Consider the following 26,067-nt stretch of genomic DNA (forward strand, 5'->3'; position numbering starts at 1 on the left):
GCTAACGGCCCAACCTGCCGATCGCCGCCTCCACCGCCGCGACCCGGTCGGCCACCAGGGCCACCGCGCCGGCCGCCCGGACCAGCGGATCCGCCTCGGTCCCGCCGAGCGCCTGCTCCCGCAGGTACCCGGCCTTGACCTCGGCCCACCGCTGGGCGCGGGTCGCGTCCAGGCGGCCGCGGATCTCGGCCAGCTTGAGCAGGTTGGCCTCGGCGCCGCCGGTGAGGGTCTGCGCCTCGCCCAGGTAGTGGTCGTCGAGCACCTGCTCCAGCTCGTCGTCGTTCATCGCCGGCACGATCCGCTCGGCCAGCTTGTTCATGTTGCGGTAGGAGCCCTGCAGCTTGAACGGCGGCTCGGTGCGGCTCGCGTCGGCCTGCGCGGCCGAGGCGATGTACGCCTGGTTGACCCGCAGCACCACCCGCTGCACCCGCTTCATCATCCGCAGCACCGCCAGGATCTGCTCCAGCTCGGCCGCCGAGTACGGGTACGACAACCGGTCGGCCCGCGCCGTCTCGTCCCCCTCGGCCAGCCGGATCAGCAACGGCAGGTCGGCCGCGTCCCGCCCGGCCAGCGGCGCGAGCACGGTGTTCGAGGTGAGCGCGTTCTCCAGATAGGACAGCTCGAACAGGTCCTCCCGGCCGGCCAGCACGTCACCCAGGTTCCACACGTCGGCCCGGTTGGCGAGCATGTCCGGGATCCGGAACCGCTTGCCCGACTCGGTGTACGGGTTGCCCGCCATGCACACCGCGAACCGCTTGCCCCGCAGGTCGTACGTCCTGGTCCGGCCGTCCCAGACGCCCTCCATCCGGCGCTGCGCGTCGCAGAGCGAGATGAACTTCTGCAACAGCTCCGGGTTGGTGTGCTGGATGTCGTCCAGGTAGAGCAGCACGTTGTTGCCCATCTCCAGGGCCAGCGAGATCTTCTCCACCTCCTGCCGCGCGGTGGCGTCCGGCGCGTCGGCCGGGTCCAGCGAGGTGACGCCGTGCCCCAGCGCCGGCCCGTTGACCTTGACGAAGATCAGACCGAGGCGGTCCGCGACGTACTCCATCAGGGTGGTCTTGCCGTAGCCGGGCGGGGAGATCAGCAGCAGCAGGCCGGACCGGTCGGTGCGCTTGTCGTCGCCGGCCGCGCCCAGCTGCCGGGCCAGGTTGTCGCCGATCAGCGGCAGGTAGACGTCGTCGAGCAGCCGGTTGCGGACGAACGTGGTCATCACCCGCGGCTTGAACTCGTCGATCCGCAGCCGGTCGCGCTCGGCGGCGGCCAGCGCGGCCCGCTGCTTCTGGTACGCCCGGTAGGCCGGCATCCGGACGTCGCGGAAGTCGCGGGTCCGCGGCAGCAGCTCGTCGATCCGGACGGTCAGGTGCCCGTCGGTGATCCGCGGGTGGACGCCGAGCAGGCCGGACACGGTCTCGCTGGTGGCGGCCGACACGTCGTATCTCGATACGGCCGTGCCGGTCAGCTCGACGGCCACCGCCTCGTCCACCTCGGATCTGTCGCCCGCGTCGGGCTTGGCCTGGAGGAACGCGTCCAGCCAGGCGTGGGCCAGCTGCCGCCGAGCGCCGAGATCCGACTCCAGAGCCCGCAGGTCGTCGGCGAGCCGTGCCCCACCGAGTTCCCGGTGGAACCGGTCCAGCAGGGTCCTCGCTCCGGCGCTGGTCGCGAATCCCGCGGGGGAGAGAGCCAGCTCCTCGACCAGGTACTCGCCGATCGGGACACCCGCGGCCGCGTCCAGTTCGGCCCGCAGTTCGTCCAGGGCCGCCCCGGCCGACCCGAACATCTCCCGGGCGCGGATCAGCGAGGTCGCCCGGAGAGCCCAGAGCTTGCGCTGCTCCGGCGAGGTACGGAAGGCCCAGAACAGCTGCGCCTCGGCCCGGGTGCGCGGGTCGTACCGCAGCAGCCCGGCCGCCGCGTGCAGGCGTAGCAGCGCGTCCAGGATCACCGTGGCGTCGGCGTCGTGGACACCCCGTTCGTACCCCTCGTCGTACCGTGCCTCGGCGGTCCGGCGCACCAGCTCGCGCAACGTGCCCTCGGTCAGCGCGGCGGCCGCGGCCGCCGGATCGTCGGCGAGAATCGCCGCGGCCAGGTGTTCCGCGCGGTACAGCTGCCGGGACTCGGAGATCAGCGGCTGGTCCCAGAACTCCCGGGTCAGCTGAAAGCCCGGATCGGTCACCGGCGCGCGGTAGTCGGTGCCGGTGATCGCGTAGGCCAGCCCGCCGTCGTGCGGCACCAGGGTGAGGTCGATCGCCTGTTCGTTGACCGCGAAGGTGTGCCGGCCCAGCCGGATCCCGCCCTCGCCGAACAGGTCCTGCCGGTCCCGCAGCGCCCGGCCGGCCTCCTGCCGGGCGGCCTTGAGCCGGCCGTCGAGCTCCTCGGCGCGGACCGTGTCACCGGCGGTGCGCAGCTCGTCGGCGACCGACCGGACCTTGGCCACCATCGGGTCGGTGGCGAAGTACGTGTTGACCTCGTCCGGGTCGTTCAGGGTGAGGATCCGCCGGTGCACCGCGTCCAGGATCCGGCGGGCCGAGTCGGCCAGCTTGTCGGCGCGGCGGGCCCGCTCGTCGAGCAGCGACTGGCGCCGGCCGGCGATCGCCTCGTAGACCTCGGTCCGCTTGGCGGCCAGCCGCTCCCCGAAGTCGTCGACGTCGCCGAACCTGGTTTCCAGGGTCTCCACCTGGGCCATCAGCCGGGCCAGGTGCTCGTCGCAGCGTTCCGGGGTGTCCGCGGCGGCCAGCGCGGCGGCCACCGACTGGCCGAAGAGCGCGAACTCGGCGGCGAACGCGGCGCGCCCCTCGATTGCCGCCAGCTCACGGCGGCGACCGTCCAGTGTGGCCCGGGCCCGGTTCAGCCCGCCCAGCACCGTGCCGATCTGCTCCAGGATGGACACTCGTACGGTGGCGTCGGCGATCTCCAGGCCGCCGACCACCTCGGTGACCACCTGCAGGCCGTCGGCCTGTTCGGTGATCCGCTCGGCGACCGGCTCGGCCTCGGCCACCGTGCCGATCGCGGCGGCCCGGACGGCCAGCTCCTCGACACCGGACTGGTAGTCGGCGAACGCGTCCGGGCGGCGCAGGAACTCGACGGCCCGGCGGGCGGTGTCGTCGGTGGCGGTGATCAGCGACGCGTCGATCTCGTCCAGCCGGGCCGGGTCGGCGTAGCGCATCTCGCGCAGCCCGGCCAGCCGGCCGCGTTCACGGCGCAGCTCGGCGAGCCGGCCGACCCACCCGTCGGTGGTGGTCGGCGCCTCGGACTCGGCGCGCCGGACCAGCGTGCCGGCCGCCGCCTCGGCGTCGGCCAGGGCCTGCGCGGCCTGCTCGGTCAGGGCCTGCACCGAGGCGAACTCGTCCAGCACCTGGGTGGCCGCGGCCCGCACCTCGGTGAGCGGCTCGGCCAGATTTTCCAGCTCCGGGTCGCCGAGCCAGTGGTAGGTGTCGAAGGCCCGGGTGCAGGCCGCGATGATCGCCTCGAAGACCGGCCCGGCGGCGGACATCTCGTCGACCATCCGGGTCACCGACAGCGCGTCGGCGATGCCCCGGACCAGATCGGCGTTGCCGATCCGGTCGAGCGGTCCGGTTCCGGCCGGCTGGGCCGCGGCGTGGGCGTCCGAGACGTACGGCGTCTGCCACACCTGCACCGGATGGACCCGGGCCGGCTCGTCACCCGGGCTGCGCAGCACCACCAGCGTGCCGTCGTCGAAGATCGCGTAGCCGTGCCCGGTGATCGGGGTGGCGACCTCCTTGCGGATCACGTTGTACGGCAGCAGCAGGTAACGCCCGGTCCCGGCGTCGTGGAAGACGTGCAGCACGTCCTCGCCGTTCACCGACCGGACCACCCGCTCGAACGCCAGTCCGCTGGTGTCCTGGTCGAAGGTCTTGCTGACCCCGGTGGCCAGGTAGTAGCCACCGGGGAAGATGAGGCCCTGGTCCTCCGGCAGCCGCCGGCAGGCCGGCCCGATCCCGTCAAGGCGTTGCACGTCCCGGGTGCGGGTGTTGAAGACCAGGTACCGGTACGCGGTCTCCTGGTACGGCAGCACCCGCAGCAGGATCATCGGCCCGACCCGGGCGTACGAGATCTCCGCGTCGGCGAGGCTCTGCAACGGCTCGTCGACCGGCTCGGAGAAGATGCCCTCGCCGTCCTCGGTGTTGTTCTCCACCTTGACGGTGAGCGTGCCGCCGACCGCCTCGACGAACACCTCGTCCTCGATCGAGACGTGCGGGTGCCGGCCCAGCACGTGCTGCTCGCGGGTGGTGATCGTCCAGGTGAAGTCGTGCGTGGGCGGGAGCACGTGGTCCCGCTCCCCGCGCGCGTCCTGGTACGCCAGCGACCCGTCCAGGCCGACCCGCCAGCGCAGCACCTTGAGGTCGTCGGCCCGCGCCCCGGTCTGGAAGACCGCGAGCAGCAGCCCCTCGACCCGGCGCAGCTGCCGCAGCCGGGTCTCCTTGTAGTAGCGGTACAGCTCGGCGAAGTCCCGCCGGAAGCCCGGATCGTCCAGCAGACCGGGCACCTGGACCGGCTGGAACTGCCGGTCCACCACGGTGAACACGTCGTCCACCGACGTCTCGGCCTTCATCCCGAGGAACGCGTTGGCGCCGAACAGCAGCGCCTCACCGGCCGGCGCGACGTCGGCCGGCACGCAGTTGTTGCCGGTGCGGATCCGCTCGGCGCCCAGCAATTCGGTCTGCTGGGCCCCGAAGACCTCGACCCGGCGCGTGTTCAGCGCCTCGGCCCGCGCGCCCAGCTCGCGGGCCTTCGCCGCGAGCCGGGCCCGGAGCACCTCGTAGGTGCCCGCGTCGATGGTCGACTCGGTCACTCAGACCGGTCCTTCTTCTCGTTCCTGATCTGGTTGGCCACCGCCGCCGCGACGCTCAGGTTCGCCACGTCCGCTGTCGACACCGCGCCGGCCACCTTGCGCAGGTCCTCGGCCAGGTCACCGTCGCCGTTGAGGTAGCGCGCGCCGACCGCCTGGGCGACCGAGCTGTGCTCGACGAACCCGTCGATGCTCTTGCCGAGCGAGATCGAGCCGACCAGCTTGTCGAAGAAGACCGAGTCGCCGCCGACGATGTCGATGTCCGCCTTCTCCAGGCCGGCCGCCACCACCATGGCCTGCGCCTCGGCGATCTCCTTGTGCACGTTGATGCCGGCCAGCCGGATCTCCTTCTCCATCTCCAGCCGCAGGCGGTACTCCTCGTGCGCGCGGGTGACGTCGTCGAGCGCGGCCATCGCGCCGGCCTTCTGCTCGAGACCCTCGGCCTCGCCCTTCAGCTTCTCCTTGATCGCCTCGGCGGCGACCAGCGCCTTCTGCCGCTCGACGGCGGCCTCGGCCAGGCCGGTCTTCTCGATCACCTCGGCCTCGGCGCGGCCGGTCTTCTCGATCACCTCGGCGTTGCGCTCGCGGACCTGGACGTCGGCCAGGCCGGCCGCCGCCGTCTCGGCCTGGATGCCCTCGGCGAGGCGGATCTTGGCGCGGGCGTCCAGCTCGGCCGACTGCTGCCGGGCCTCGGCCAGCAGCAGCTGCTCGCGGGCCTTGAACTTGGCGGCGGCCTCCGCCGCCTCGGCCGCCTTGATGTCCTTGACCAGGGCCTCCTGGGCCTCGGCCTCGGCGTTGATGATGACCGCCTGGCGGGTCCGCTCGGCCTCCTCGACGGTGCGCAGGCGCTTGATGTTCTCCTCCTGCTCGGCCACCGTCTTCTCCACCGCGATCCGCTCCCGGATCACCTCGGCCATCGACCGCTTCTCGGTCTCGACCTCCTTGTCCTTCGCGATGGTGGACAGCTCGGTCTCCCGCTGGCGGCCGATCACCTCGAGCATCCGGTCCTTCTCGATGCGCTCGGTCTCGATCGCGATGACCCGCTCGCGGTTCTTCTCGGCGACCGCGATCTCCCGGTTCTTGTTCTCCGCCTGCACGCCGAGCTGCTGCTCGGTCTTGATCCGGGCGGCTTCCGAGCGCAGCGTCTCCTCGGCCCGGGCCAGGGCGATCTCGGCCTCCTCGCGGGCCCGGATGGTCTCGATCTCGCGGCGCTGCTTGATCTCCGCGTCCGCCTTGCGGCGCTCCAGCTCGAGGATCGCCTCGCGGGCGTCCACGTCCTGGCGGGTGATCTCCTTCTCCTCGTTGCGCCGGAAGTCGTTGGTGCGCACCGCCTCGATGGCGGTCAGCTCAGTGATCTTCCGGATGCCCTGGGCGTCCAGGATGTTCTTCGGGTCCAGCGAGCCGAGCGGGGTCTGCTCGAGGAAGTCGATGGCCGCGTCCTCCAGGCTGTACCCGTTCAGGTCGGTGCCGATCACCTCGATGATCTGATCCCGGAAGTCGTTGCGCTTGGTGTAGAGGTCGACGAAGTCGAGCTGCTTGCCGACCGTCTTGAGCGCCTCGGAGAACTTCGCGTTGAACAACTCCTGCAGGGTGGCCTCGTTGCTGGCCCGGCTGGTGCCGATCGCCTGGGCCACCTTGATCACGTCTTCGGTGGTCTTGTTGACCCGGACGAAGAAGGTGATCCGGATGTCCGCGCGGATGTTGTCCCGGCAGATCAGGCCTTCCCGGCCGGTGCGGGAGATCTCGATCGTCTTCACCGAGATATCCATGATCTCGGCCTTGTGCAGGACCGGCAGCACCACCGCGCCGGTGAAGGTGACGTCGACCCGGCGCACCTTGGAGACGATCAGAGCCTTGCCCTGCTCCACCTTCCGGAACATCCGGCTGAGGAAGAACAGCACGCCGATCGCGATGAGTACGACGACGGCGACAAGCACACCGAAACCGGTCGAGACAACGTCCATCAAAGGCCTTTCTTGGCGATATCAGCGGGGACGACCCAGAAGAACTCGGCTTCCGGGTCGACGTCGTAGATGAGGGCGACGGTGCCGGCGCCCAGCTCGTCCGCGCCGGTCTGGCGGACCTGGACGATCGCCGACGAGCCGTCCGGGGCATGCACCTCGGCCTGGCCGAACGTGCGGGTCACCCGCCCGGTGCGGATGACGCAGGTCAGGCCGACGAAGTCGGCGCGGGAGGCGTCCGGGCCGGTGGGCAGCAGCCGGCGCAGCGGGATGGCCACCAGCCGGGTGACGATCGCGGCGGCCACCAGGGCGGCGAGCGGGACCAGCCAGAGCGGCGCCGGCCCGGGCCACTGCGCGCCGGCCAGCGTCCCGAACCAGGCGAGCGCCACCAGCAGCGAGACGAAGACCGGGATCGGCACGCCGAGCAGGGCGCCGTGCTCGTGGCCGGCCTCCGGGTCGGCGCCGCCCACGATCACCACCAGCCAGTAGCCGATCACCAGGAGCAGCAGCGGGGTCAGGAGAACGGTGGGGAAGCTCAGCGCGGCCTCGATGAATCCGTTCCCCATGAACCTCTCGTTCCTGTGTCTCCCAGCGGGCTCACAGGGTGACAGCCCGCGTCAATACGCGCTGTCCAGGGACAGACAGTCCGGGGACAACCATGGCCTTCATCGGGCGATCACGGAAGTGGAGACTTGGCTCATGGATCGGGAACAACTGGCCCATTTTCTGCGGACCCGGCGCGAGGCGCTGCAGCCGGAGGACGTCGGACTGCCGCGCGGACCCCGCCGGCGGACCGGTGGCCTGCGGCGCGAGGAGGTGGCGGCGCTGGCCGGCATGTCGGCCGACTACTACGGGCGCATCGAGCAGCAGCGCGGGCCGGCGCCGTCCGACCAGATGCTCGCCGCGCTGGCCCGGGCCATGCACCTGAGCCTGGCGGAGCGGGACCACCTGTTCCAGCTGGGCGGGCATCCGGCGCCGCGCCGGTCGCTGCGTGACGACCACATCAGCCCCGGCATGATGCGGATCGTCGACCGGCTGACGGACACCCCGGCCATGGTGCTGTCCCGGTTCGGCGAGACGCTGCGGCAGACACCGATGGCGGTGGCCCTGTTCGGCGACGAGACCCGGTTCACCGGGCTGGCCCGGGCGACGGTCTACCGCTGGTTCACCGATCCGGCGAGCCGGCGCGTCTACCCGGAGCGGGACCACCCGAGGCACGGGCGGTACTTCACGGCGAGCCTGCGGCGAGCGTACGCGGCCGATCCGGACGGCCGGGCCGGCGAGCTGGTCGCGGCGCTGCTCGCGGCCAGCCCGGAGTTCGCCGCGCTCTGGGACGAGCACCAGGTCGGCCTCACCCACGTCGACCGCAAGACGCTGGTCCACCCGCAGCTCGGCGAGCTCGAGCTGTGGTGCCAGAACCTGTACGACCCGGAGCAGGAACACACCCTGCTCGTCTTCACCGCGGCGCCCGGCTCGGCCAGTCACGAGAAGCTGCAGCTGCTCGCCGCCGTGTCGTGACACCCCCGCACGCGACATCGAAAGGAACCACCATGTCCAAGATCGCCCTGATCACCGGCGGCAACCGCGGCCTCGGCCGGGCCACCGCCCTGGCCCTGATCGACGCCGGCATCGAGGTCGTCTACACGCACCGTGGCGACCCCGGCGAGAAGATCGACGCCATCCCGCTGGAGCTCAGCGTCGGCAAGCTGGAGACGTACGACGCGTTCGCCGCCGAGCTGCGCCGGGTGCTGCGCGACCGGTTCGGCCGCGAGGACTTCGACTTCCTGGTCAACAACGCCGGGGTCGGCATCCACGCGTCGATCGCCGAGACCACCGTCGAGGCCTTCGACGAGCTGCTGGACGTGCACTGGCGCGGGATGTTCTTCCTCACCCAGAAGCTGCTCCCGCTGATCGCCGACGGCGGCCGGATCATCAACCTGTCGACCGGGCTGGCCCGGTTCACCGGCGACAACTACGCGGCGTACGCCGCGATGAAGGGCGCCGTCGAGGTCTTCACCAGGTACCTGGCCAAGGAGCTCGGGCCGCGCCGCATCACCGCGAACGTGGTGGCGCCCGGCGCGACGGCCACCGACTTCGCCGGCGGCATGCTGCGCGACAACGAGCAGGTCCGGGCCGGCCTGGCGAGCGTGATCGCGCTGGGCCGGGTGGGCGAGCCGGCGGAGATCGCCGGGGTGATCGCGGCGATGCTCGGCGAGGGCACCGGCTGGATCAACGGCCAGCGGATCGAGGCCTCCGGCGGGATGCGGCTCTAGCCGACGCCGAGCTCGCCGAGCCGCCGGATCCCGCTGCCCCGCTCGGCGGCCGCCCCACTGGCCATTTCGGACAGTCGGCCGCACCGAGCGGGACGACGGGCCCGGCGCCGGGTGACCCGGGTGCGCCCGGCCGGTGTGTCAGCGCACCGGCTGGGCGTTCGCCTTGCGGTCGTGCTTGCGCCGGTACATCGCGGCGTCCGCCTCGCGCAGCAGCCGGTCGCCCTCGCCCGCCAGCCCGGAGGCCACCCCGGCGCTGGCGCCGACGGTCAGCCACTGCTCGCCGATCATCATCGGCTCGGCGACCACCACGGCGATCCGCTCGGCCAGCCGCGCCGCCTCGTCCGGCCCGGCGCCGGGCAGCAGCACGGCGAACTCGTCGCCGCCCAGCCGGGCGGCCACCTCACCGGCACCGAGCACCCCGGCCAGCCGTTCGGCGACCCGCACCAGCACCTGGTCGCCGGTGTGATGCCCGTGCCGGTCGTTGATCGCCTTGAACCCGTCCAGGTCGATCAGCAGCATGCTGATCCCGGCCGGGCCGGCGGTCTCGGCGACCTCGTCGATCCGGCGTTGCAGCAGCACCCGGTTGGCCAGCCCGGTCAGCGCGTCGTGGGTGGCCTGGCGCTGCAACTCGTCGTGCAGCGCGCGGGTCTCACTGGCGTCCCGGGCATTGATCACCACGCCCCGGATGTTCTGGTTCCGGTGCAGGTCGGTGCTGATCAGATCCAGCCATCGGTACGTCCCGTCGGCGTGCCGCCACCGCACCTGCGTGGCCACGCTCTGCCCCGGCTCGGCGATCAGGCACGCCACGTGCCGGTCCACCGTCGGGAGATCGTCCGGGTACGTGCGCTCGTACAGCGAGGTGCCGACCAGGTCCGCCGGGTCCACGCCGAGCACCCGCTCGGCGGCCGGACTGGCGTACCTGACGACGCCCTCGCGGGACACCACGAGGGTCAGGTCGGAGGTGTTCTGCACCAGCGCCTGGAACCACTCCCGCTGCTGGTCCAGCTCGGTGACCAGCCGCTCGTTGTCGCGCACCGCGGAGAGCTGGCGGCCCAGCACCAGCGTGGTGATGGCCACCGCGCCCACCGCCACGCCCCAGGTACGCAGGCCGGGCTCGCCGCCGCGGAGCGCGCACACCAGCAGGATCTGGGTGGCGATCACCGCGAGGTACGGCAGCCGGCTCGGCCGGTGCCCGGGCGTCCGGTCCCGCGCCGGGTCGGCCGGGCGGGTGTGCAGCAGCTGGAGCCGCAGCGAGCTCAGCATGATCACGCAGGGGAGCAGCTGGACCAGGGCGAGCACGCCGGTCGGCAGCGCGTCGCCGAAGAGCTCGCCGGCCACCGAGGCGCCCAGTGAGGTCCCGGCCAGCCCGAGACAGCCGATCATCCCGGCGGTCCGGGTGAACGGCGCGGTACCACTGAAGATCAGTTTGAGCAGGCCGAACGCGATCAGCAACATCACCAGTGTGGTGGCCGCGGCACCCCACCGGCCGGTGTCGCCCGGGCTGCCCAGCTCGTCGGCGAGCAGGAAGTACCAGAGGAAGACGGCGACGCCGGTGAGCACGGTGGCGGCGTCCAGCCAGAGGCGCAGCCGCCGCCGGCCGGTGCCGCCGAGCGGGTGCCGCAGCGTCGCGCCGACCGCGATCGCCATCCCGGTCACCACCAGGGCGGTCTGCACCACGCTGATCCGGTCGCCGGCTCCGGCGTACGCCGTCATGGTCTGGAACGCGTCACCGGCCGCGCACGCGCCGCACGCGATGATCACCGCCCGCCAGAAGCGGCGGCCGGCCGCCGGGACGTCCGGGTGGGTGGCCAGCCGCCACGCGAAGTAGACGTCCAGCAGGTCGATCGCCGTCTGCGCGGTCCACGAGGCGCGGTCGCCGCCCAGCCCGGTGAGGAAGAGCGGGAACAGCAGCACCGTGCCGAGCACCAGGGCGAGCAGCACGGGGTCGGCGGCGCCGGCTGGTCTGCGCATGATCGCTCCCGTCGTGGACGCACTGGTCGGTCCGGACGGTCTCATCGGCCTCGGCGGGCGCCAGATGAGCAACTCGACGCCGGCATCGATCCCGGCACCGTTCCGGCGGAAGCCGCCCGTACCGGCTGGAACCGTGCCACTGCCCGGCGCGGACCGCCCGGGCCGGTCTCCCCGTGGTCAAGGTGGCCGGCCCCGCCCCCGGCGCCACCTGCGGGTGAACCCGCCCGCGCGGCGCGCCGCGTCCCCCGGCCGACCTGGGCCGACGGCTACCTTGACAGCCATGACGACGACCGCGCGCCGCACCTCGGTGCTCCGGTCGTTGCCCGCGTTCCTGGCGCTGCTGCTGGCCTTCCTCGCGGCTCCCGCGACTCCGGCCACCATCGCACCGGTCGTCCCGAACGTCTCCGTTTCCGCCGCGGCCCCGATCTCCGGTACCGCCGCGACCACCTCCGCCACGCCGGCGTCCGCCGCACCGGCCGAGGTCATCGCTCCGCCCGCCGAGCCGGTCTCCGGCCGCCCCGTCACCGACCGCACGCGCGTGGCACTCGCGCAGCGCTCGGCCGGGGCCGCGGGCTCGCGAGCTCCGCCCCGCACCGTCGCCTGAACCCCGAGAACGGCCTGTTCACCGGCCGTTCCGGGGTCGCGTGCACGTGCCCGGCCAGCGGAATCCTCAGACGAGCGGAACGGATGGAAGTCATGAACATGGTCGCCGAGATGTTGCTGAACGAGCCGGCCCCGGTGGCGATCTGGGGTGTCCTCTGGCTGGCCACCGTGCCGGCCATGATGGTCCTGTCGAGTCCGGCGAAACTGCGCAATCCGGGCCGGGCGCTCGCCGACGCGTGGGCGTTTCTGATCGGCCGTCCGGCCCGACCGCGGGCGGTGGCCGAGGCCGCCGCGCCCGTCGACTTCTTCGCCGGCGACGCGGTCTCCGCGGAGTTCGCGGTGGCCGCTGTCCGCTCCTACCGCACTGTCGCCGCGGAGGAGGGAGCCGCTTTCCGGTACGCCGTTCCGGCCGAACCCGCCGCCGTTTCCGGAAACGGTGTCCCCGCCGTTTCCGCCGTCTCCTCCGATTCGGATGAGGCCGTTTCCGCAAACCGTGCCGAGGCCGTTCCGGACGAGGCGGTTTCCGGCGATCGGCCGCCGGCCGGCTCACCCGTTCCGGAGGTGCCCGGCACCATCCGCCGATCGCTGTTCGGCCGCCTCTTCGGCCGTGCGGCGGCACGCCGCGAGCAACGGCTCCGGGCCGAGGCCGGCGCGGTCCGGACCGTCCGGTACGCCGAGGAGGTACGGGTCGCGGCCGAGCGCGCCGGCTACGCGGCGGACCGCTGGCAGGAGCACTGGGAGGCGGCCGCCGAGCGGGTCGACGCGGCGTTCCGGGCCTGGCAGGCGGCCGACTCCCGGGTGCGGCGCAGCCGCCGGGCGGCCGCCTTCGGCACCCCGTGGACCGGGCACAGCCCGGCCGAGTACGCCGACCGGGAGCGTCACCTGCACCTGGCCGTCCGGGCCGCCGCCGAGCGTGGCGAGCTGCCGACCAGCGCGGTCGCCGACGCCCTGACCGGGCGCGGTGGCTGGGACGCCCGGCTGCACCCGGTCGACCAGGAGCTGGTCATCCAGCGGGCCTCGGCCGCTCACCTGGAGGCGGTCTGGCAGCGGGCCGTCGAGGCGGAGCACGCGGCCTGGCGGGACGCCCAGGCCGCCCGGCGCAACTGGCAGAGCCTGTGCCAGGAGGGCATCCTGGCGGCCGCGCACGCGACAGCGGTACGGCACCTGCTGCCGGCCGAGCCGGTCGCCGCCGTGGTCACCGGGCACCCGGCGCCGGTGGCGCGCGTCGCCTGACCGCCGGCGGCTGGGGACGGTCGCCGGGCGGTGGGACTCCTTCCCACCGCCGGGCAGTCGGGCTCAGCCGTGGGCGTACCGGAAGTCGTGGCGAAGCGGCCCGCGGCGGGGAAGGGACCGCGCCCGGCCGGGGGACCGCCGGCCGGGCGCGGGCCGGCTACGGCTTGGTCAGCAGGCAGCCGGACTTGGTCAGGTCGATGGTGCGCGAGCTGGTCAGGCAGGTGGTGAACCAGTACGTCTGCTCGCCGTAGCTCTGGCCCTGGTAGGCGTGCGTGGTCCCGTTCGCGTCGACCTCGCACGGGTTGTTCAGGGTGCACATCTCGCCGTCGTCGTTGCCGGTGTTGTTGATCCCGACGATCTCGCCGGTGGTGGCGCTGACGATGGGTGAACCGGAGGTGCCGTGGATGGTGTCGCAGTCCGGGTCGTAGCGGATCGAGTCGTGCCAGGTCCACTCGTCCTCGCGGAGCGTGCCGACGAAGCTGTCGATCCGGCAGGACCAGATCCGCTTCCAGTAGCTGGACGGGATGCCGATGCTGATCCCGGCGGCCGGGTGGCTGGCCGAGATGGTCAGCGCGGTCGCCCCGTAACGGCTGCTGAGGGTGGCGTAGGTGGTGGTGAGCCGGTACAGCGTGACGTCGGTGCCGGTCATCGTGGCGTACAGGATCCGGTCGGCGCGGACCGTGCCGAGGGACCTGCCGCTGCTGTTCAGCAGGGTGCCGGAGCGGCTGCTGCTGCGGTTCTGCAGGACGGTGCCGGCCGGTATCAGGCCGCCCTCGTAACAGTGTCCGTTGGTGAGCATCATGGCCCGGTCGGTGCTGACCGAGGTGGGGTAGCGGACCAGCGAGGCGGAGCAGTTGCTCAGCGTGATGGTGGATGCCAGGGTGGTGGCGGCCAGGGTCGCGGCGTGTGCCGGGGCCGGTCCGGCCAGCGGTGCGGCGTGTGCCGGGGCCGGTCCGGCCAGGACCGCGGCGGCGGCCGCGACGGCGGCGAGGGCGCTGCGTAGGCGCATGCGAGGGTCGTCCCTTCGGCGGGGTGACGGTACCCACCGCCGGGTGGGCGGGGAACGTCACCGAGCGGTCAACGGTGCACGTACCCTGGCATTGGTCCTAGTCGATGTCAATGGTCATGGATCTTGACCGGGAAGGACCATGAAAAAAGCTGTAGCACCCGCGGGTGCTACAGCTTCCCTCACATCGTGCACCTAAGAAGTTCGGTTCGACCCTTCCGTCGGTGCGAGCCTGTCGGTAGGCTCACGAAGCGATATCGAACTCGCCGTCCTTGGCAGAGTCCACGAAGGCGGTCCACTCCGCCGTCGTGAACAAGAGAGCTGGTCCCATCTGGTTCTTGCTGTCACGGACGGCGATTCCCTCGTCGAGGAACGCAACCTCGACACAGTTGTTGCCACCGTTACCGTTGCTGCGACTGCCTTTCCGCCAGACGGCACCGTTGATCTGGTGCGCGAGCAACTCGGCACCTCCCTCCATTAGAGATAGCTTCGGGAGTCGCTAGGCGGTGAGCAGACCCTCGATCATCTTGATGGTGGTGCGATGGTCGAGCGCCCTCGTGCTCAATCGCTCGAACTCCTGCCGGTATCGGGCAACCTCAGGCGGCTGCTCCTCGTAATAGTCTCCCGCGAGACCTTCGAGATAGACAACATCCGAAAGAGTGGTATCCCGGAATTCCAAAAGTGTGGCAGCTCCACCGAGGAACGGATGCTCACCGGCGTCGAACGGCATGATTTGAAGCGATACATTCGACAATTTAGCTATTTCTATCAAATGTTCGAGCTGGGCCTTCATGACGTCCGCGCCGCCGACCATGCGCCGGACCGTCGCCTCGTCGACGATCGCGGCCAGTTCCAGCGGACGCTCGCCGGTCAGTCGGGTCTGCCGGGTGAGTCGTAGCGAGATGCGCCTGTCGATGCGCGGCGGCGGGTCGTTCGATCGACCGGTACTGATCAGTGCCCGCATGTACGCCTCGGTTTGCAGCAGGCCGGGCAGGATGATCGGCTCCCAGGAACGCATCGACGTGGCGGCCGCCTCCAGCCCGACGAAGTTCCCCGGGCGCATGATGTCGCGGTAGTCGGTCCACCAGGAGCGCTGCCGGGACGACCGGGCGAGGTCGACCAGCGCCTCCCGGTACTCCTCCTCCTCGACCCGGTAGAGGGTCAGTAGATCTCGGACATCGCGGGGCGTCACGGCGACCCGCGCGGTCTCGATCCGAGTGACCTTCGCGGAGTGCCACTCGAAATGCCGGGACACCTCCTGCTGGGTCAAGCCGGCCGCCTCGCGGCACCGTTTGAGCTCGACGCCGAGACGGCGGCGGCGCAGTGTCGGACCCTCGATATCGGACACCTGTGACTCCCTAATGGTCCCTAGGAAGCTGATGTTACGAGCGTTTCTCACCATCCAGGTACCCCCATTCATGATCGACTATAGGTGATCATTGAACAGGTGTTGAGCAGCGGGGACTGAATAAGAAGTCTAGTACTTCTTGCATTGACCTTGCTGTCGGGGACATGATGCTGCGGACATCGAGTTCTGTCTTCTTTGCTACAAAGGCAAAATGATCATTGGAACTGGCGTCTAAGGGGCGTGGCGCAAGTGTTGGCTGACCAGTACTACCTGATCGCACACGAGGATCGCACCGGCCGGTCCAGGCTGCATCCCCGCGCGACCGGCCTGGGGCTGGCCGCGGCATTGCTCTCCGAACTCGTGCTCGAAGGGCGCATCGGCGTCAGTGAAGGCGACCTTTTCATCATTGATCAACGGCCGCCGCGCGACGCGCTCTCGCACGACATTCTCGATCTCCTCTGCGCCCAGTCACAACACCGCGATGTACGCACCTGGTTGGCCTTCCTGGCGCAGGATTCCGCGCTGCGGGTCGCCGAGCGCCTGATGCGCGTCGGCGCCGTCGAGGCGGTCACCCGGCGCCGGATGCTGGGCAGCACCCAGACGCTCTACATGCCGAACACCGCCCGCCAGCGCAACGCCGCCGCCTGGGCCTCCACCCGGATCGCCAACATGCTGGTCCGCGGCATGGAGCTGAGCGCCAGCGACCGGATGCTGGTGGGCATCGTGGTCGCCACCGGCCTGACCCGGCACGTCATGTACGGCTTCGAGAACTACCCGCACATCTACCACGGGCTGCCCAGCATGATCGCCTCTCTCCCGAACGACCTGCGCGAGCTCGTCGAGTGCACGGAGTCGTCGGTCGGGTCGGCGCTGACGGTGGGACGCCGGTGAGCCGAGGACGCCACCAGCGCCGCCGGGACAACGTCGACCGCTGGGCCGGGACGATGCTGACCGAGCTGCACGCGCGCTCGGGCGGCCCGGCTGACATCGTCAGCCAGACCCTGGCCAGCAACCGGCTCGGGGTGCCGTCGGTGGTCTTCTTCGGCGTGGCCGGCGCCGCGCCGCTCACCGTGATCATCGGGGCCATCTCGACGATCTACGCGGTGGTCGGCAACACCGCGCTGCCCCTGGTCTACCTGGTGGTCGCCGCGATCCTGTCGCTGTTCACCGTCGGGTTCGTGGCGATGAGCCGGCACATCGTCAACTCCGGGGCGTTCTACTCGTACATCAGCCACGGGCTGGGCCGCGAGCTCGGCATCTCCGCCGCGCTGGTCGCCCTCGCCGCGTACTCGATGATGCAGGCCGGTCTCTTCGGCCTGTTCGGCGTGGTCGCGTCGAGCGTGCTCGGCGCGGTCGGGGTGAGCGCCTCCTGGGTCGCCTGCGCCCTGGTGGCCTGGGCGGTCGTCGCGGTACTCGGGATGCTCTGGGTCGACCTGAGCGGCAAGGTGCTGGGTGTCCTGCTGGTCGCCGAGATCGCCGTGGTGCTGATCTACGACCTGGTGATGGTCGCCAACCCGGGCAGCGGCGGGGTCAGCTTCGCTCCGCTCAACCCGGAACAGCTGATGACCCCCGAGGTGGTGGCCATGATGGTGCTCGCCATCAGCGGCTTCACCGGCTTCGAGGCCACCGTGGTGCTCTCCGAGGAGGCGAAGGACCCGAAGCGCACCATCACCCGCGCGACCCACATCGCCCTGCTGATCACCGGCCTGATGTGCGCACTCTCCGCCTGGGCCATGTCGGTCGGCGCGGGCACCGACCAGATCGCCGGCCTGGCCCGGCAGCAGACCACCAACCTGGTCTTCAGCCTGGTCGGCCCGCACGTGCCGGACATCATGATCACCCTGGGCTACGTGCTGTTCATGACCAGTATCTTCGCCGCCCTGCTGGCCTTCCACGCGGCGGTCTCGCGCTACCAGTTCGCCCTCGGCCGGGAGCGGATCCTGCCCAGCCGGTGGGGATACACCCACCCGCGGACCGGTGCGCCGGTGGTCGGCTCGATCACGCAGAGCGTGCTGGCCCTCGCGGTGATCGTCGGGTACTGGCTGGCCGGCGCCGACCCGCTGGTCCAGCTCTTCGGCTATCTCACCTCGGTCGGCGGCCTCGGCGTGCTGATCCTGATGTGGGGCACCTCGGCCGCGGTTATCGCGTTCTTCCTGCGGCATCCGCACCGGGAGAACGCGTGGCGCAGCAAGATCACGCCGATCATTTCGTTCTTCCTGCTCAGCGTCATCCTGTTCGCCACCGTGGTGGGCCTCGGCGACATCCTGGGCCTGGCCGACGACTCGATCTTCAACTGGGCGTTCTCGGCCGGGTACGCCGTGCTCGCCGTGCTCGGCGCGCTCTGGGCGGTCATGGTGCGGTACTCGCGGCCGGAGGCGTACGCCTCGATCGGGCGTGGCGTGGACAACCGGCCGGTCGTGGACTTCTTCGAGCCACCGCCGCCGCACTCGCACTCGGTGGCGTTCCAGCAGCACCCGCACTTCGAGCAGGGTCCGTACGAGCAGGCCCCCTACGAGCAGGCTCCGTACGAGCAGTTCGGTCCGTTCCCGCCGTTCGACCAAGTAGGGAAACCCCAATGACGTACGCCATCCAGGAACTCGTGATCCGGCACGTGTCACCGTTCGACACCGAGGAGATCACCGACCTCGTGGCCGCGGCGATGGGCGACGGTCCGGTCGCCCGCTGGCTGCAGCCCGATCCGGTGCTGCGCCGGCGTACGGCGCCCGGCTACTTCGAGATCTTCGTGGACTACGCCCTGCAGTACGGGGAGGTGTACAGCACCGCCGACGCCGAGGACGGCCGGATGTGCGGGGTGGCCCTCTGGTTCCCGTTGACCTCGCTGATCCCGCCGCCGGCCGACTACGACCGCCGGATCAAGGAGGCCACCGAGACCGCGTCCGACCGGGTGCACGTCCTGGACGCGGCGATCGAGGCGCACCACCCGGTGGAGCCCCACCACTACCTGGCTTTCCTGGCCGTCCGGCCGGACAGGCAGAACGAGGGCATCGGCAGCGCGCTGCTCGATCGTCATCACGCCCGGCTGGACCGGGCCGGGCTGCCGGCCTATCTGGAGGCCAACGATCCGCGTAACCGGGATCTCTACCTCCGGCACGGGTACCAGGTCCGGTCCGTGATCCAGTTGCCCGCCGGCCCGCTCCTGTGGGGCATGTGGAGGGCGCCTATGGGTTGAGCCGAGAATCAGGCGGCCGTCGGGAATTCGTAGATCCAGAACGACTGCTGGTCCATGCATTCGGCTCGTAGCGCGCCAGAGGACAGGCGGCGCAACATGAGCCGGACGACGCGACCGAAGTTGCGTTGATCGTCGTTGTAGCGACAGTAGTCGATGGCGATCATCCCGTTCCGGTCCGAGGCGGTGCGGTGCATGGCCTCGACCAGTTCGGCGAATGCCCGGGTGTCACGAGCGTCCTTGCCGACTGCGGTGAAGCCGACGTACCAGATCTTCTTCTGCTGGAAGAGGTCCGGCCAGCGTCGCTCGAAGTATTCGGGGGCGATCAGTGGCATTGCCTCGAGATCGTTGGTGAAGGTGGACAGGCCGCACAACCGGCCGCCGTCATCAAGGCACAGGTACTTGTCGACCCGCTGGTCGCGCATCACCTCGTCGAACTCCGACCGGTACATCAGGTGCCGTTGTACGGCCAGCGCCCGCAAGTCCTTGAAAGCGCCCTCGTACAGTTCCCAAGCGGCCTTGTGCATCTCATCGCTGGGGATTTGATCGACGATCTTCACAAGCATGGCTGCTCCCCTTGCGGGCCCCGTAAGACCTGCCCGCGTCATCGTACTCAAGTTGATCGATGATGGTTGACCAACAGAGTACGTACGGCAATCGGCTCGGGACAATGCGTTCCGAGGAAATAGGTGTGCCACTTTCCAGAAAGGAGGGTCGTTAGCGAAAAAGCATGCAACTTGCGAACTGGCAGGTGACAAGCCGTGTCGAGCCCGCTCGAACCCCCGCTGGAATTGGTTACCGGAAAGGTCAGCATTCCGCGAGTCGGCCTTTTTGCGGAATGCACCGAGTACTGCACTCCGTGCACTTGACGTGAAGTACTCACCGAGTGGCCACCTGGCGGGATCCCTTCGACGACGGAGCGGGATCGGCTCGGCAGGACACCGCGGGCCATCCCGTGCGGCGATCAGTCCCCCCGCCCACCGGATGGCCCGCATCCATCCTGGCCGATTGACATAGTTCAGATGTCAAACTTAGTCTGCGGTCATGACCGGCAGGTTAAGATCCCTTATCGCCACCCTCCTGCTCGCCGTAGGGGTGCTCACTCCGACCGCCGCGCAGGCCGCCCCGCTGGCCGCCGGCAGCGCTGTCGCCGCCATGCAGCCCGGCTGGAACCTGGGCAACACCTTCGACGCCACCGGCGCCGACGAGACCTCCTGGGGCAACCCGCGAGTCACGCCGGAGTTGCTGGCCGGCATCCGCGCCCAGGGCTTCCGCAGCATCCGGATCCCGGTCACCTGGAGCCAGCACCTCGGTCCGGCACCCGACTACACCATCGACCCGGTAGCGCTGGCCCGGCTGGCGGAGGTGGTCGGCTGGGCCCTTGACGACGGCCTCTACGTGATGGTCAACGTCCATCACGACTCCTGGCAGTGGATCAACAGGATGCCGGCCGACCACGACGCCGTGCTGGCCGAGTACACAGCGATCTGGACCCAGGTCGCCACCGCCTTCCGCGACGCCTCGCCCCGGCTGCTCTTCGAGAGCGTCAACGAGCCGCAGTTCGTCACCGAGAAGGCCGCCCTGCTGGCCGAGCTGAACACCGCCTTCCACACGGTCGTCCGCGGCTCCGGCGGCCGCAACGCCACCCGCCTGCTGGTCATGCCGACCATGCACACCAACGCCGGCCAGGCCTACCTTGACGAACTGGCTAGCACCTTCACCGCGCTCGGCGACCCGAACCTGATCGCGACGGTGCACTACTACGGCTACTGGCCGTTCAGCGTGAACATCGCCGGCGGGTACCGCTTCGACGCCGCCGCGCGGCAGGACCTGCTCGACACGTTCCAGCGGGTGCACGACACCTTCGTGGCCAAGGGCATCCCGGTGATCATCGGCGAGTACGGCCTGCTCGGCTTCGACCGCAGCACCGGCACCATCGAGCAGGGCGAGAAGCTCAAGTTCTTCGAGTTCTTCGGTCACCAGGCGCGGATCAGCCGGGTCACCACGATGCTCTGGGACAACGGGCAGCACTTCGACCGTACCGCCCTGACCTGGCGTGACCCGGAACTCTACGAGCAGATGCGGTCCAGCTGGCGGACCCGGTCCGGCACCGCGTCGAGCGATGTCGTCTTCACCGCCGCCACCGGCCCGATCACCGCCAAGACGGTGACGCTGAACCTCAACGGCACCAGCTTCAGCGGCCTCCGCCTCGGCCGCACGACGCTGCGGCGCGGCGTCGACTACTCGCTGGCGGGCGATCAGCTCACGCTCTCCACCGGGTTGCTGCGGCGCTTGCTCGGGGACCGCGCCTACGGCGTGCGGAGCACCCTCTCGGTCCGCTTCAGCCACGGCGTCCCCTGGCGTCTGGACATCCTCAGCTACGACACCGCCACGCTCTCCGGCGCGACCGGCACCGTCGACGCGTTCACGCTGCCAGCCGCTTTCCACGGCGACCGCCTGGCCACGATGACCGCCGTCTACGCCGACGGCTCCTACGCCGGCCCGCAGAACTGGACCGCCTACAAGGAGTACGACGCCACCTTCCACCCGGACTATGCCGCCGGCACGATAGGCCTGACACCGGCCTTCTTCGCCGAGGTGACGGACGGCGCCCCGGTCACCCTGACCTTCATCTTCTGGAGCGGGGCGACGGTCACCTACCACGTGACCCGCACCGGCACGACGGTCACCGGCACCGCCGACTGAGCCCGAGCGGCGCGCCTCGCTGTCGGAGAAGGCGTCGGCTCCCGTCGTCGGCTGAACCCGACCCGGGAGGTCACGCGCATCCAGCGCCGCCGGCTGAATCTTAAGCGGGAGGTCACGCGCATCCAGCGCCGCCGGCTGAATCTTAAGCGGGAGGTCACCCGCATCCAGCGCCGCCGGCCAGCCACGAACCCCCAGCCGTGGCAGCACCGGGGCCGGTGCCGCCACGGCTGGGCCATTCTCGCCGGCTGCCTCTTCCGATTCTTCCGGGAAGCGGCATCCTGTCGTCCTCGAGATCAACTTCAAGATCTTCATTACGCAGGTCCGCTCGGGTGCGGATCGCATGCTCCCGCGCGGGCCGGGGCCGGCGATCTGGCCGCTGCGCGTCCAAAGCGATCGCCGGCCCCTTCACGACCCGTGGGTGGTCACCGAAAAACTCGCTTTCCCTCACCGTGTTGTCGGGTCGGTCGTGTGCGCTGGTAGTGGCTGTTCGGGTGCGGCGTGTTGTCGCGTCGGTCGTGTGCGCTGGTAGTGGCTGTTCGAGTGCGGCGTGTTGTCGCTTCGGCCTTGTGCGGTGGGTTGTGGCTGTTGGGTGAAGCGTGTTGTCCGTCGAGTTCGTCCGCCGGTGAAGCGTGTTGTCCGTCGAGTTCGTCCGCCGGTGCGGCGTGTTGTCCGTCGAGTCCGTCCGCCGGTTCTGGCTGTTGGCTGCGGCGTGTTGTTCCGTCGGTGCTTGTCCGCGGGTTTGTCGCTGTCCGGTGCGACGGGGTGTCCCGGCGGCCCTTGTCCGCTGGCTTTCCGCTGGCCGGCGCAGTGTGTTGTCGGGTTGGGTCTTGCCCGCCGGGGCTCGCTACCCATTTCACTGCGTTGCCTGCTGAGCTCGGTCCACCGAACGCCGCTGTCCACACCACCGTGTTGTCCACAGCCTGCTCCGTCGGGTCCCGCGAAATCCGCCACACTGTGCGAGGAAGGTCCCCCCTGGGAGGGCGGGCTGTGAGCGTGGCCGGTGGAGGTCGTCAACGGCGGCACAGCGGGCGCAGCAGCACAGCCCAGCGAGCGCCGGCCCGTGAGGGGGCCCGACTTCGGTAAGGGGCGTTGTCGGGCCCTCGGGCGTCATGGCGGGAAAATGCTCGGCGCGATGGTGGAGAAGTGCGGCGGGGCTGCGTTCGCCAGGCGCTCGGCGGACGTCAGGCGCTGGTGGCGGCCAGGCGGAGGCCGAGGGTCACCAGGACGGCGCCGGTCAGGGCGTCGAGGGTGCGGCGGATCCGGGGGCGGGCCAGGACGCGGCGCAGCGCGGCGACCAGGGTGGCGACCGTGGTGAACCAGGCGACGGTCACCGCGACGGCTACCGAGGCTAGCAGCAGGACGTCGGCGGGGCGGCCGTCCATCGGGACGAATTGGGGGAGGACGGCCATGAAGAAGACGCCGCACTTCGGGTTGAAGACGTTGCAGAGCAGGCCGTCGCGGTAGGAGACCCACGGCCGCGCCGGTGCCCGTGGCGCGTCGGTGATTCCCGGCGCCGCGCCGCCGCGGCGGGCGGCGAGCAGCGCGGTCACCCCGAGCCAGAGCAGGTAGGCCGCACCGGCGAGCTTAACCACGGTGAACGCCACCGCGGACGCGGCCAGCAGCGCGGCCACCCCCATCGCGGCCGCCACCGACCAGACGAACACCCCGGTCGCCACGCCGAGCCCGGCCAGCACGCCGTGCCGCCGGCCGGCCACCATCGATCGCCGCACCACCACCGCGAAGTCCGGCCCCGGCGAAGCCGCGGCCAGCGCGATCACCCCGGCGAATGCCGCAACCTGTCCCATGCTCGTCATGTCTGCCTCCCCGTCTGTCCGGCCGCCAACCGACTCTGCCAGGACCGGCCGCTCAGGAGAAGGCCGACCGGGCTGGTGGATGTCGAAGAGCAGGCCGGTCGGGAGCGAGCCGGGCTCCGGCGGCAAGGGCAGGGGTATCCGAACGCGGGCCGGGCCGGTAGGGGGAGGCGCTGGCCCACGGACGCGGCGCCTGGTCCAGGCCGGCAGAAGGCGGCGGCGGGCCGGAGTCAGGCGAAGGTGACGGTGGCTGCCGTGAGATCGGGGGTGTCGAAGAGGACGTACAGGTCGTGGATGCCGCTCACCGGGCCGATGGGGGCGTGTGCCGGGGCGACGGTGAGCCGGTCGGCGGTGGGCGGGGCCGGGAGGACCGCGAGGACCGGGCCGGTGAACGGGTCGTCGAGGCGCAGCGTGAGGGTGCCGGACGTGCCGGCGGCGAGGACGGTGGTCTGCTGGAGGCCGCCGTTCAGGTCGACGTCGCGGAAGACGGCCCAGGCGTCCGGGGTGGTGCTGCGCAGCGCCTCGTCCGGGGTGCCGGTGACTGCCACGGGGACGGTTCCGGCGTACCCGTCGTTGTCGATCAAGCGGAGGGTGGCGCGGGCCGCGCGTGGCGGGATCTCCTCGCCGCGGACGCGCAGCGTCGTGGTCAGCCGCAGGTCGGTGCTGGAGCTGCCGACGGCTATCGTGTGCGGCGCCGTCTCGACCACCCGGCGGGACCGGGTGACGTCCCAGAACGCCAGCTCGGCGACGTCCAGGTCGAGGGTGACCCGGGTCCGCTCGCCGGGCGCCAGGTGCACCCGGCGGTAGCCGCGCAGGCGACGCAGGGGCTGCTTGACCCGGGACCGTTGCTGCCGGGTGTAGAGCTGCACCACCTCGGTGCCGGGGCGTTCGCCGGTGTTCACCACGTCGACGGCGATCGTCACCACGCCGTCGGACGGCGCGTCGGGCGTACTCAAGGAGAGGTTCTCGAAGCGGAAACTGGTGTAGCTGAGGCCGTGGCCGAACGGGAACAGCGGGGTCCCGCGGTAGTAGAGGTAGGTCGCGTCGGTCGCGACGATGTCGTAGTCGAGCAGGTCGGGCAGTTCGCTGTCGTCGGCGTACCAGGTCTGGGTGAGGCGGCCGGCCGGCTCGGCGCCGAGCAGCACGTCGGCGAGGGCCGTGCCGTGTTCCTGACCGCCGTGCGCGGACCAGACGATGGCCGGCAGGTGCTCCTTGGCCCAGCCGATCGCATAGGGATAACTGCTGGTCAACACCATTACGGTACGAGGGTTGACGGCCCGTACCGCACGCAGCAGCTCCTGCTGGGTGCCGGGCAGGTCCAGGTCCCGCCGGTCGATCGTCTCCCGCCCGCAGACCATCGGGTGGTTGCCCAGCGCCAGCACCACGACGTCGGCCGACGCGGCCAGTTCCGCGGCCGCCGCCACCCCGTCCACCAGCATGTCGACGGTGAACGCGGTGGCTTCCGCGAGGTCGGTGACGGCGGGCCGGACCAGCCCGTCCGCCCCGGCACGCAGGAACTGCCCGGTCTGCGCGTGACGCAGCGCCACCCCGCTGTCCACCGGCACGAACGTGAAGGTCTCCTTGACCTCCCAGCCGTTCGGGCCGGGCTGGTCATGGGTCAGCCGGTCCCCGTCGAAGCCGACGAACCGGCCGTTCGCCACGGCACGCAGCGAGATCGTCTCCTGGCCCCAGTCCAGGACGTCGAAGAGCGCCTCGTCCGGCGTACCGGAAATGGGGGTGATCTTGAGGGTGCCGTCCGCGGTGACCAGGGTCCCGGCGGTGGCGCGCAGCAGCACTCGGTCGACGCCTTCGTGGAAGGCGAGGCCGGGAAGGCGGGCGGCGAGCTCCGCTCGCAGCGTCTTGCGGTACGGGGGAGTCCCGCTGTACCAGTCCTCGAACACCGCGTCGCCGAGCGGTCCGATCACCGCGACCCGCCCCGCCCGGGCCGGGTCCAGCGGCAGGATCCCGTCGTTGCCGAGCAGCACCACCGACGCGCGTGCCGCTTCCCGGGCCAGTTCCCGATGCGCCGCGCAGTCGATCGACTCGGCGCCGATCGACCGGTACGGGTCCTCGTCCGGGTTGAACTCGCCGAGCCGGATCCGCACCGACAGGATGTGCCGGGCCGCGGCGTCCACATCGGATTCGGTGATCAGCCCGCGCTCCAGCGCCGAGGTGAACCGGGCGATCGTCGGCGCGGCGTCGGGGCCCTCCTCGGTGACGCAGTCGATGCCGGCGCGCAGCGCGGCCGCGAAACCGGCCACCTGGTCGTCCGCCCAGTGCTGGTCGCCGCCGAGGTTGTGGACCGCGTACGCGTCGCCCACCACCATCACGTCCTCCACCGACCAGCCGCGCAGCACCTCGTTGATCAGCGGGCTGACGTGCGTCGGCCGCCCGTTGATCAGGTTGTAGGAGGCCATCACGGCGACGGCGGCACCCGACTCGACGGCCGGGCGGAACGCCGGCAACTCGTACTCGTGCAGCACTCGCGGCGGCAGGTTGCTGGCGGTCAGGTGGCGCTCGGTCTCGTTGTTGTAGGCGAGGAAGTGCTTCACCGTCGGCGCGGTGCGCAGCCACTGTGGATGGTCGCCGCGCAGGCCGCCGGCGTACGCCGTGCTGAGCACCCCGGTCAGCCACGGGTCCTCGGCGTAACCCTCCTCGTTGCGGCCCCACCGCGGGTCGCGCAGCAGGTTCACCACCGGTGCCCAGACGTTCAGGCTGATCTCCGGGTTGGTGTGGTGCATGGCGCGCACCTCGGTGCCGACCGCCTCGCCGACGCGGCGCAGCAGCTCCGGATCCCAGCTGCTGGCCAGCCCGACCACCTGGGGGAAGGTGGTGGCGGTGCCGAGCCAGGCGACGCCGTGCAGGCCCTCGGTGCCGGTGCGGAACGCGGCCATGCCCAGCTCGGGGACCGGCGCCTGGTACTGGTGCAGCAGGCCGATCTTCTCGGGCAGGCTGAGCCGGGCGAGCAGGTCGGCGACGCGGGTGGCGAGTTTCTGCTGGGGGTCGCGAAAGACGACGCGAGCGGGGGATTCGGTCATCACAACGTGTTCCTTCGGGGCCGTGCCCGTTCGTCGAAGCGCTTCGACGAACGGGCGAAGAGATCCACGCGAGTGGTTTCGCGAATGTTTCGGACGGAGTTCCCTGAGGCTCGCACCCCTGTCCTG

General features: G+C 70.8%; 18 protein-coding genes. 8 read left to right on the top strand and 10 right to left on the bottom strand.

The annotated features are described in order from the left end of the window. Position 1 precedes the first annotated feature (1 nt). Genes Actob_RS05080 through Actob_RS05090 form a run of 3 tightly spaced genes read right to left on the bottom strand, consistent with a single transcriptional unit; the run spans position 2 to position 7,331 of the window. The gene (locus Actob_RS05080) at positions 2 to 4,807 is read right to left on the bottom strand and encodes a DNA repair ATPase (RefSeq protein WP_284918887.1); all 4,806 of its coding nucleotides are present in this window, start codon (positions 4,805 to 4,807) and stop codon (positions 2 to 4) included. Further along, positions 4,804 to 6,768: a flotillin family protein gene (locus tag Actob_RS05085; RefSeq protein WP_284918888.1), complete on the bottom strand. Its 1,965-nt coding sequence runs from the start codon at positions 6,766 to 6,768 to the stop codon at positions 4,804 to 4,806. Before Actob_RS05085 ends, Actob_RS05080 begins: the two co-directional genes overlap by 4 nt. Continuing rightward, positions 6,768 to 7,331 carry a hypothetical protein gene (locus Actob_RS05090; RefSeq protein WP_284918889.1) on the bottom strand — a complete coding sequence of 188 codons (564 nt, stop codon included), beginning with the start codon at positions 7,329 to 7,331 and terminating at the stop codon, positions 6,768 to 6,770. Before Actob_RS05090 ends, Actob_RS05085 begins: the two co-directional genes overlap by 1 nt. 133 nt (positions 7,332 to 7,464) lie before the next feature. On the opposite strand from Actob_RS05090, the gene Actob_RS05095 reads away from it, so the two are divergent. Both Actob_RS05095 and Actob_RS05100 read left to right on the top strand, forming a co-directional pair. After that, positions 7,465 to 8,283 carry a helix-turn-helix transcriptional regulator gene (locus Actob_RS05095; protein ID WP_284918890.1) on the top strand — a complete coding sequence of 273 codons (819 nt, stop codon included), beginning with the start codon at positions 7,465 to 7,467 and terminating at the stop codon, positions 8,281 to 8,283. Between the two features lie 32 nt (positions 8,284 to 8,315). After that, positions 8,316 to 9,038, top strand: coding sequence for an SDR family NAD(P)-dependent oxidoreductase (locus tag Actob_RS05100; protein ID WP_284918891.1), 723 nt, complete (start codon positions 8,316 to 8,318; stop codon positions 9,036 to 9,038). A 138-nt stretch (positions 9,039 to 9,176) separates the two neighbouring features. On the opposite strand, the gene Actob_RS05105 is transcribed toward Actob_RS05100, so the two are convergent. Next, complete coding sequence (locus Actob_RS05105) at positions 9,177 to 11,009, bottom strand: sensor domain-containing diguanylate cyclase (protein WP_284918892.1); 1,833 nt, start codon at positions 11,007 to 11,009, stop codon at positions 9,177 to 9,179. Positions 11,010 to 11,289: 280 nt separating this feature from the next. Here Actob_RS05105 and Actob_RS05110 point away from each other — a divergent pair, with 280 nt between their 5' ends. Then, positions 11,290 to 11,613, top strand: coding sequence for a hypothetical protein (locus Actob_RS05110; RefSeq protein WP_284918893.1), 324 nt, complete (start codon positions 11,290 to 11,292; stop codon positions 11,611 to 11,613). A 92-nt stretch (positions 11,614 to 11,705) separates the two neighbouring features. Continuing rightward, positions 11,706 to 12,845, top strand: a complete 1,140-nt coding sequence (locus Actob_RS05115) for a hypothetical protein (protein WP_284918894.1) — start codon at positions 11,706 to 11,708, stop codon at positions 12,843 to 12,845. Positions 12,846 to 13,002: 157 nt separating this feature from the next. On the opposite strand, the gene Actob_RS05120 is transcribed toward Actob_RS05115, so the two are convergent. The 3 genes from Actob_RS05120 to Actob_RS05130 form a co-directional block, all read right to left on the bottom strand. Next, positions 13,003 to 13,854, bottom strand: a complete 852-nt coding sequence (locus Actob_RS05120; protein ID WP_284918896.1) for a S1 family peptidase — start codon at positions 13,852 to 13,854, stop codon at positions 13,003 to 13,005. A gap of 241 nt (positions 13,855 to 14,095) precedes the next feature. Beyond that, the gene (locus Actob_RS05125; RefSeq protein WP_284918897.1) at positions 14,096 to 14,311 is read right to left on the bottom strand and encodes a DUF397 domain-containing protein; all 216 of its coding nucleotides are present in this window, start codon (positions 14,309 to 14,311) and stop codon (positions 14,096 to 14,098) included. 39 nt (positions 14,312 to 14,350) lie between these two features. After that, positions 14,351 to 15,199, bottom strand: a complete 849-nt coding sequence (locus Actob_RS05130) for a helix-turn-helix domain-containing protein (protein ID WP_284918898.1) — start codon at positions 15,197 to 15,199, stop codon at positions 14,351 to 14,353. Between the two features lie 249 nt (positions 15,200 to 15,448). Here Actob_RS05130 and Actob_RS05135 point away from each other — a divergent pair, with 249 nt between their 5' ends. The 3 genes from Actob_RS05135 to Actob_RS05145 are packed head-to-tail and all read left to right on the top strand — an operon-like array spanning position 15,449 to position 18,389. Further along, complete coding sequence (locus Actob_RS05135; protein WP_284918899.1) at positions 15,449 to 16,090, top strand: GOLPH3/VPS74 family protein; 642 nt, start codon at positions 15,449 to 15,451, stop codon at positions 16,088 to 16,090. Further along, the gene (locus tag Actob_RS05140; protein ID WP_284918900.1) at positions 16,087 to 17,778 is read left to right on the top strand and encodes an APC family permease; all 1,692 of its coding nucleotides are present in this window, start codon (positions 16,087 to 16,089) and stop codon (positions 17,776 to 17,778) included. Before Actob_RS05135 ends, Actob_RS05140 begins: the two co-directional genes overlap by 4 nt. Then, positions 17,775 to 18,389, top strand: coding sequence for a GNAT family N-acetyltransferase (locus Actob_RS05145; protein WP_284918901.1), 615 nt, complete (start codon positions 17,775 to 17,777; stop codon positions 18,387 to 18,389). Before Actob_RS05140 ends, Actob_RS05145 begins: the two co-directional genes overlap by 4 nt. An 8-nt stretch (positions 18,390 to 18,397) precedes the next feature. Here Actob_RS05145 and Actob_RS05150 read toward each other — a convergent pair whose 3' ends face one another. Continuing rightward, the gene (locus Actob_RS05150) at positions 18,398 to 18,952 is read right to left on the bottom strand and encodes a hypothetical protein (RefSeq protein WP_284918902.1); all 555 of its coding nucleotides are present in this window, start codon (positions 18,950 to 18,952) and stop codon (positions 18,398 to 18,400) included. A 478-nt stretch (positions 18,953 to 19,430) separates the two neighbouring features. Here Actob_RS05150 and Actob_RS05155 point away from each other — a divergent pair, with 478 nt between their 5' ends. Then, the gene (locus Actob_RS05155) at positions 19,431 to 21,092 is read left to right on the top strand and encodes a cellulase family glycosylhydrolase (RefSeq protein WP_284918903.1); all 1,662 of its coding nucleotides are present in this window, start codon (positions 19,431 to 19,433) and stop codon (positions 21,090 to 21,092) included. A 1,181-nt stretch (positions 21,093 to 22,273) separates the two neighbouring features. Here Actob_RS05155 and Actob_RS05160 read toward each other — a convergent pair. Then, on the bottom strand, positions 22,274 to 22,906 hold the full coding sequence (locus Actob_RS05160) for a LysE family translocator (RefSeq protein WP_284918904.1): 633 nt from the start codon (positions 22,904 to 22,906) through the stop codon (positions 22,274 to 22,276). Positions 22,907 to 23,133: 227 nt separating this feature from the next. Next, positions 23,134 to 25,941 (bottom strand): glycoside hydrolase family 3 protein, encoded by a 2,808-nt coding sequence (locus Actob_RS05165; RefSeq protein WP_284918905.1) that lies wholly within the window; start codon positions 25,939 to 25,941, stop codon positions 23,134 to 23,136. Between the last annotated feature and the right edge of the window lie 126 nt (positions 25,942 to 26,067).

Origin of the sequence: Actinoplanes oblitus, assembly GCF_030252345.1 — a bacterium.
In the GTDB taxonomy this organism is placed as follows: domain Bacteria; phylum Actinomycetota; class Actinomycetes; order Mycobacteriales; family Micromonosporaceae; genus Actinoplanes; species Actinoplanes oblitus.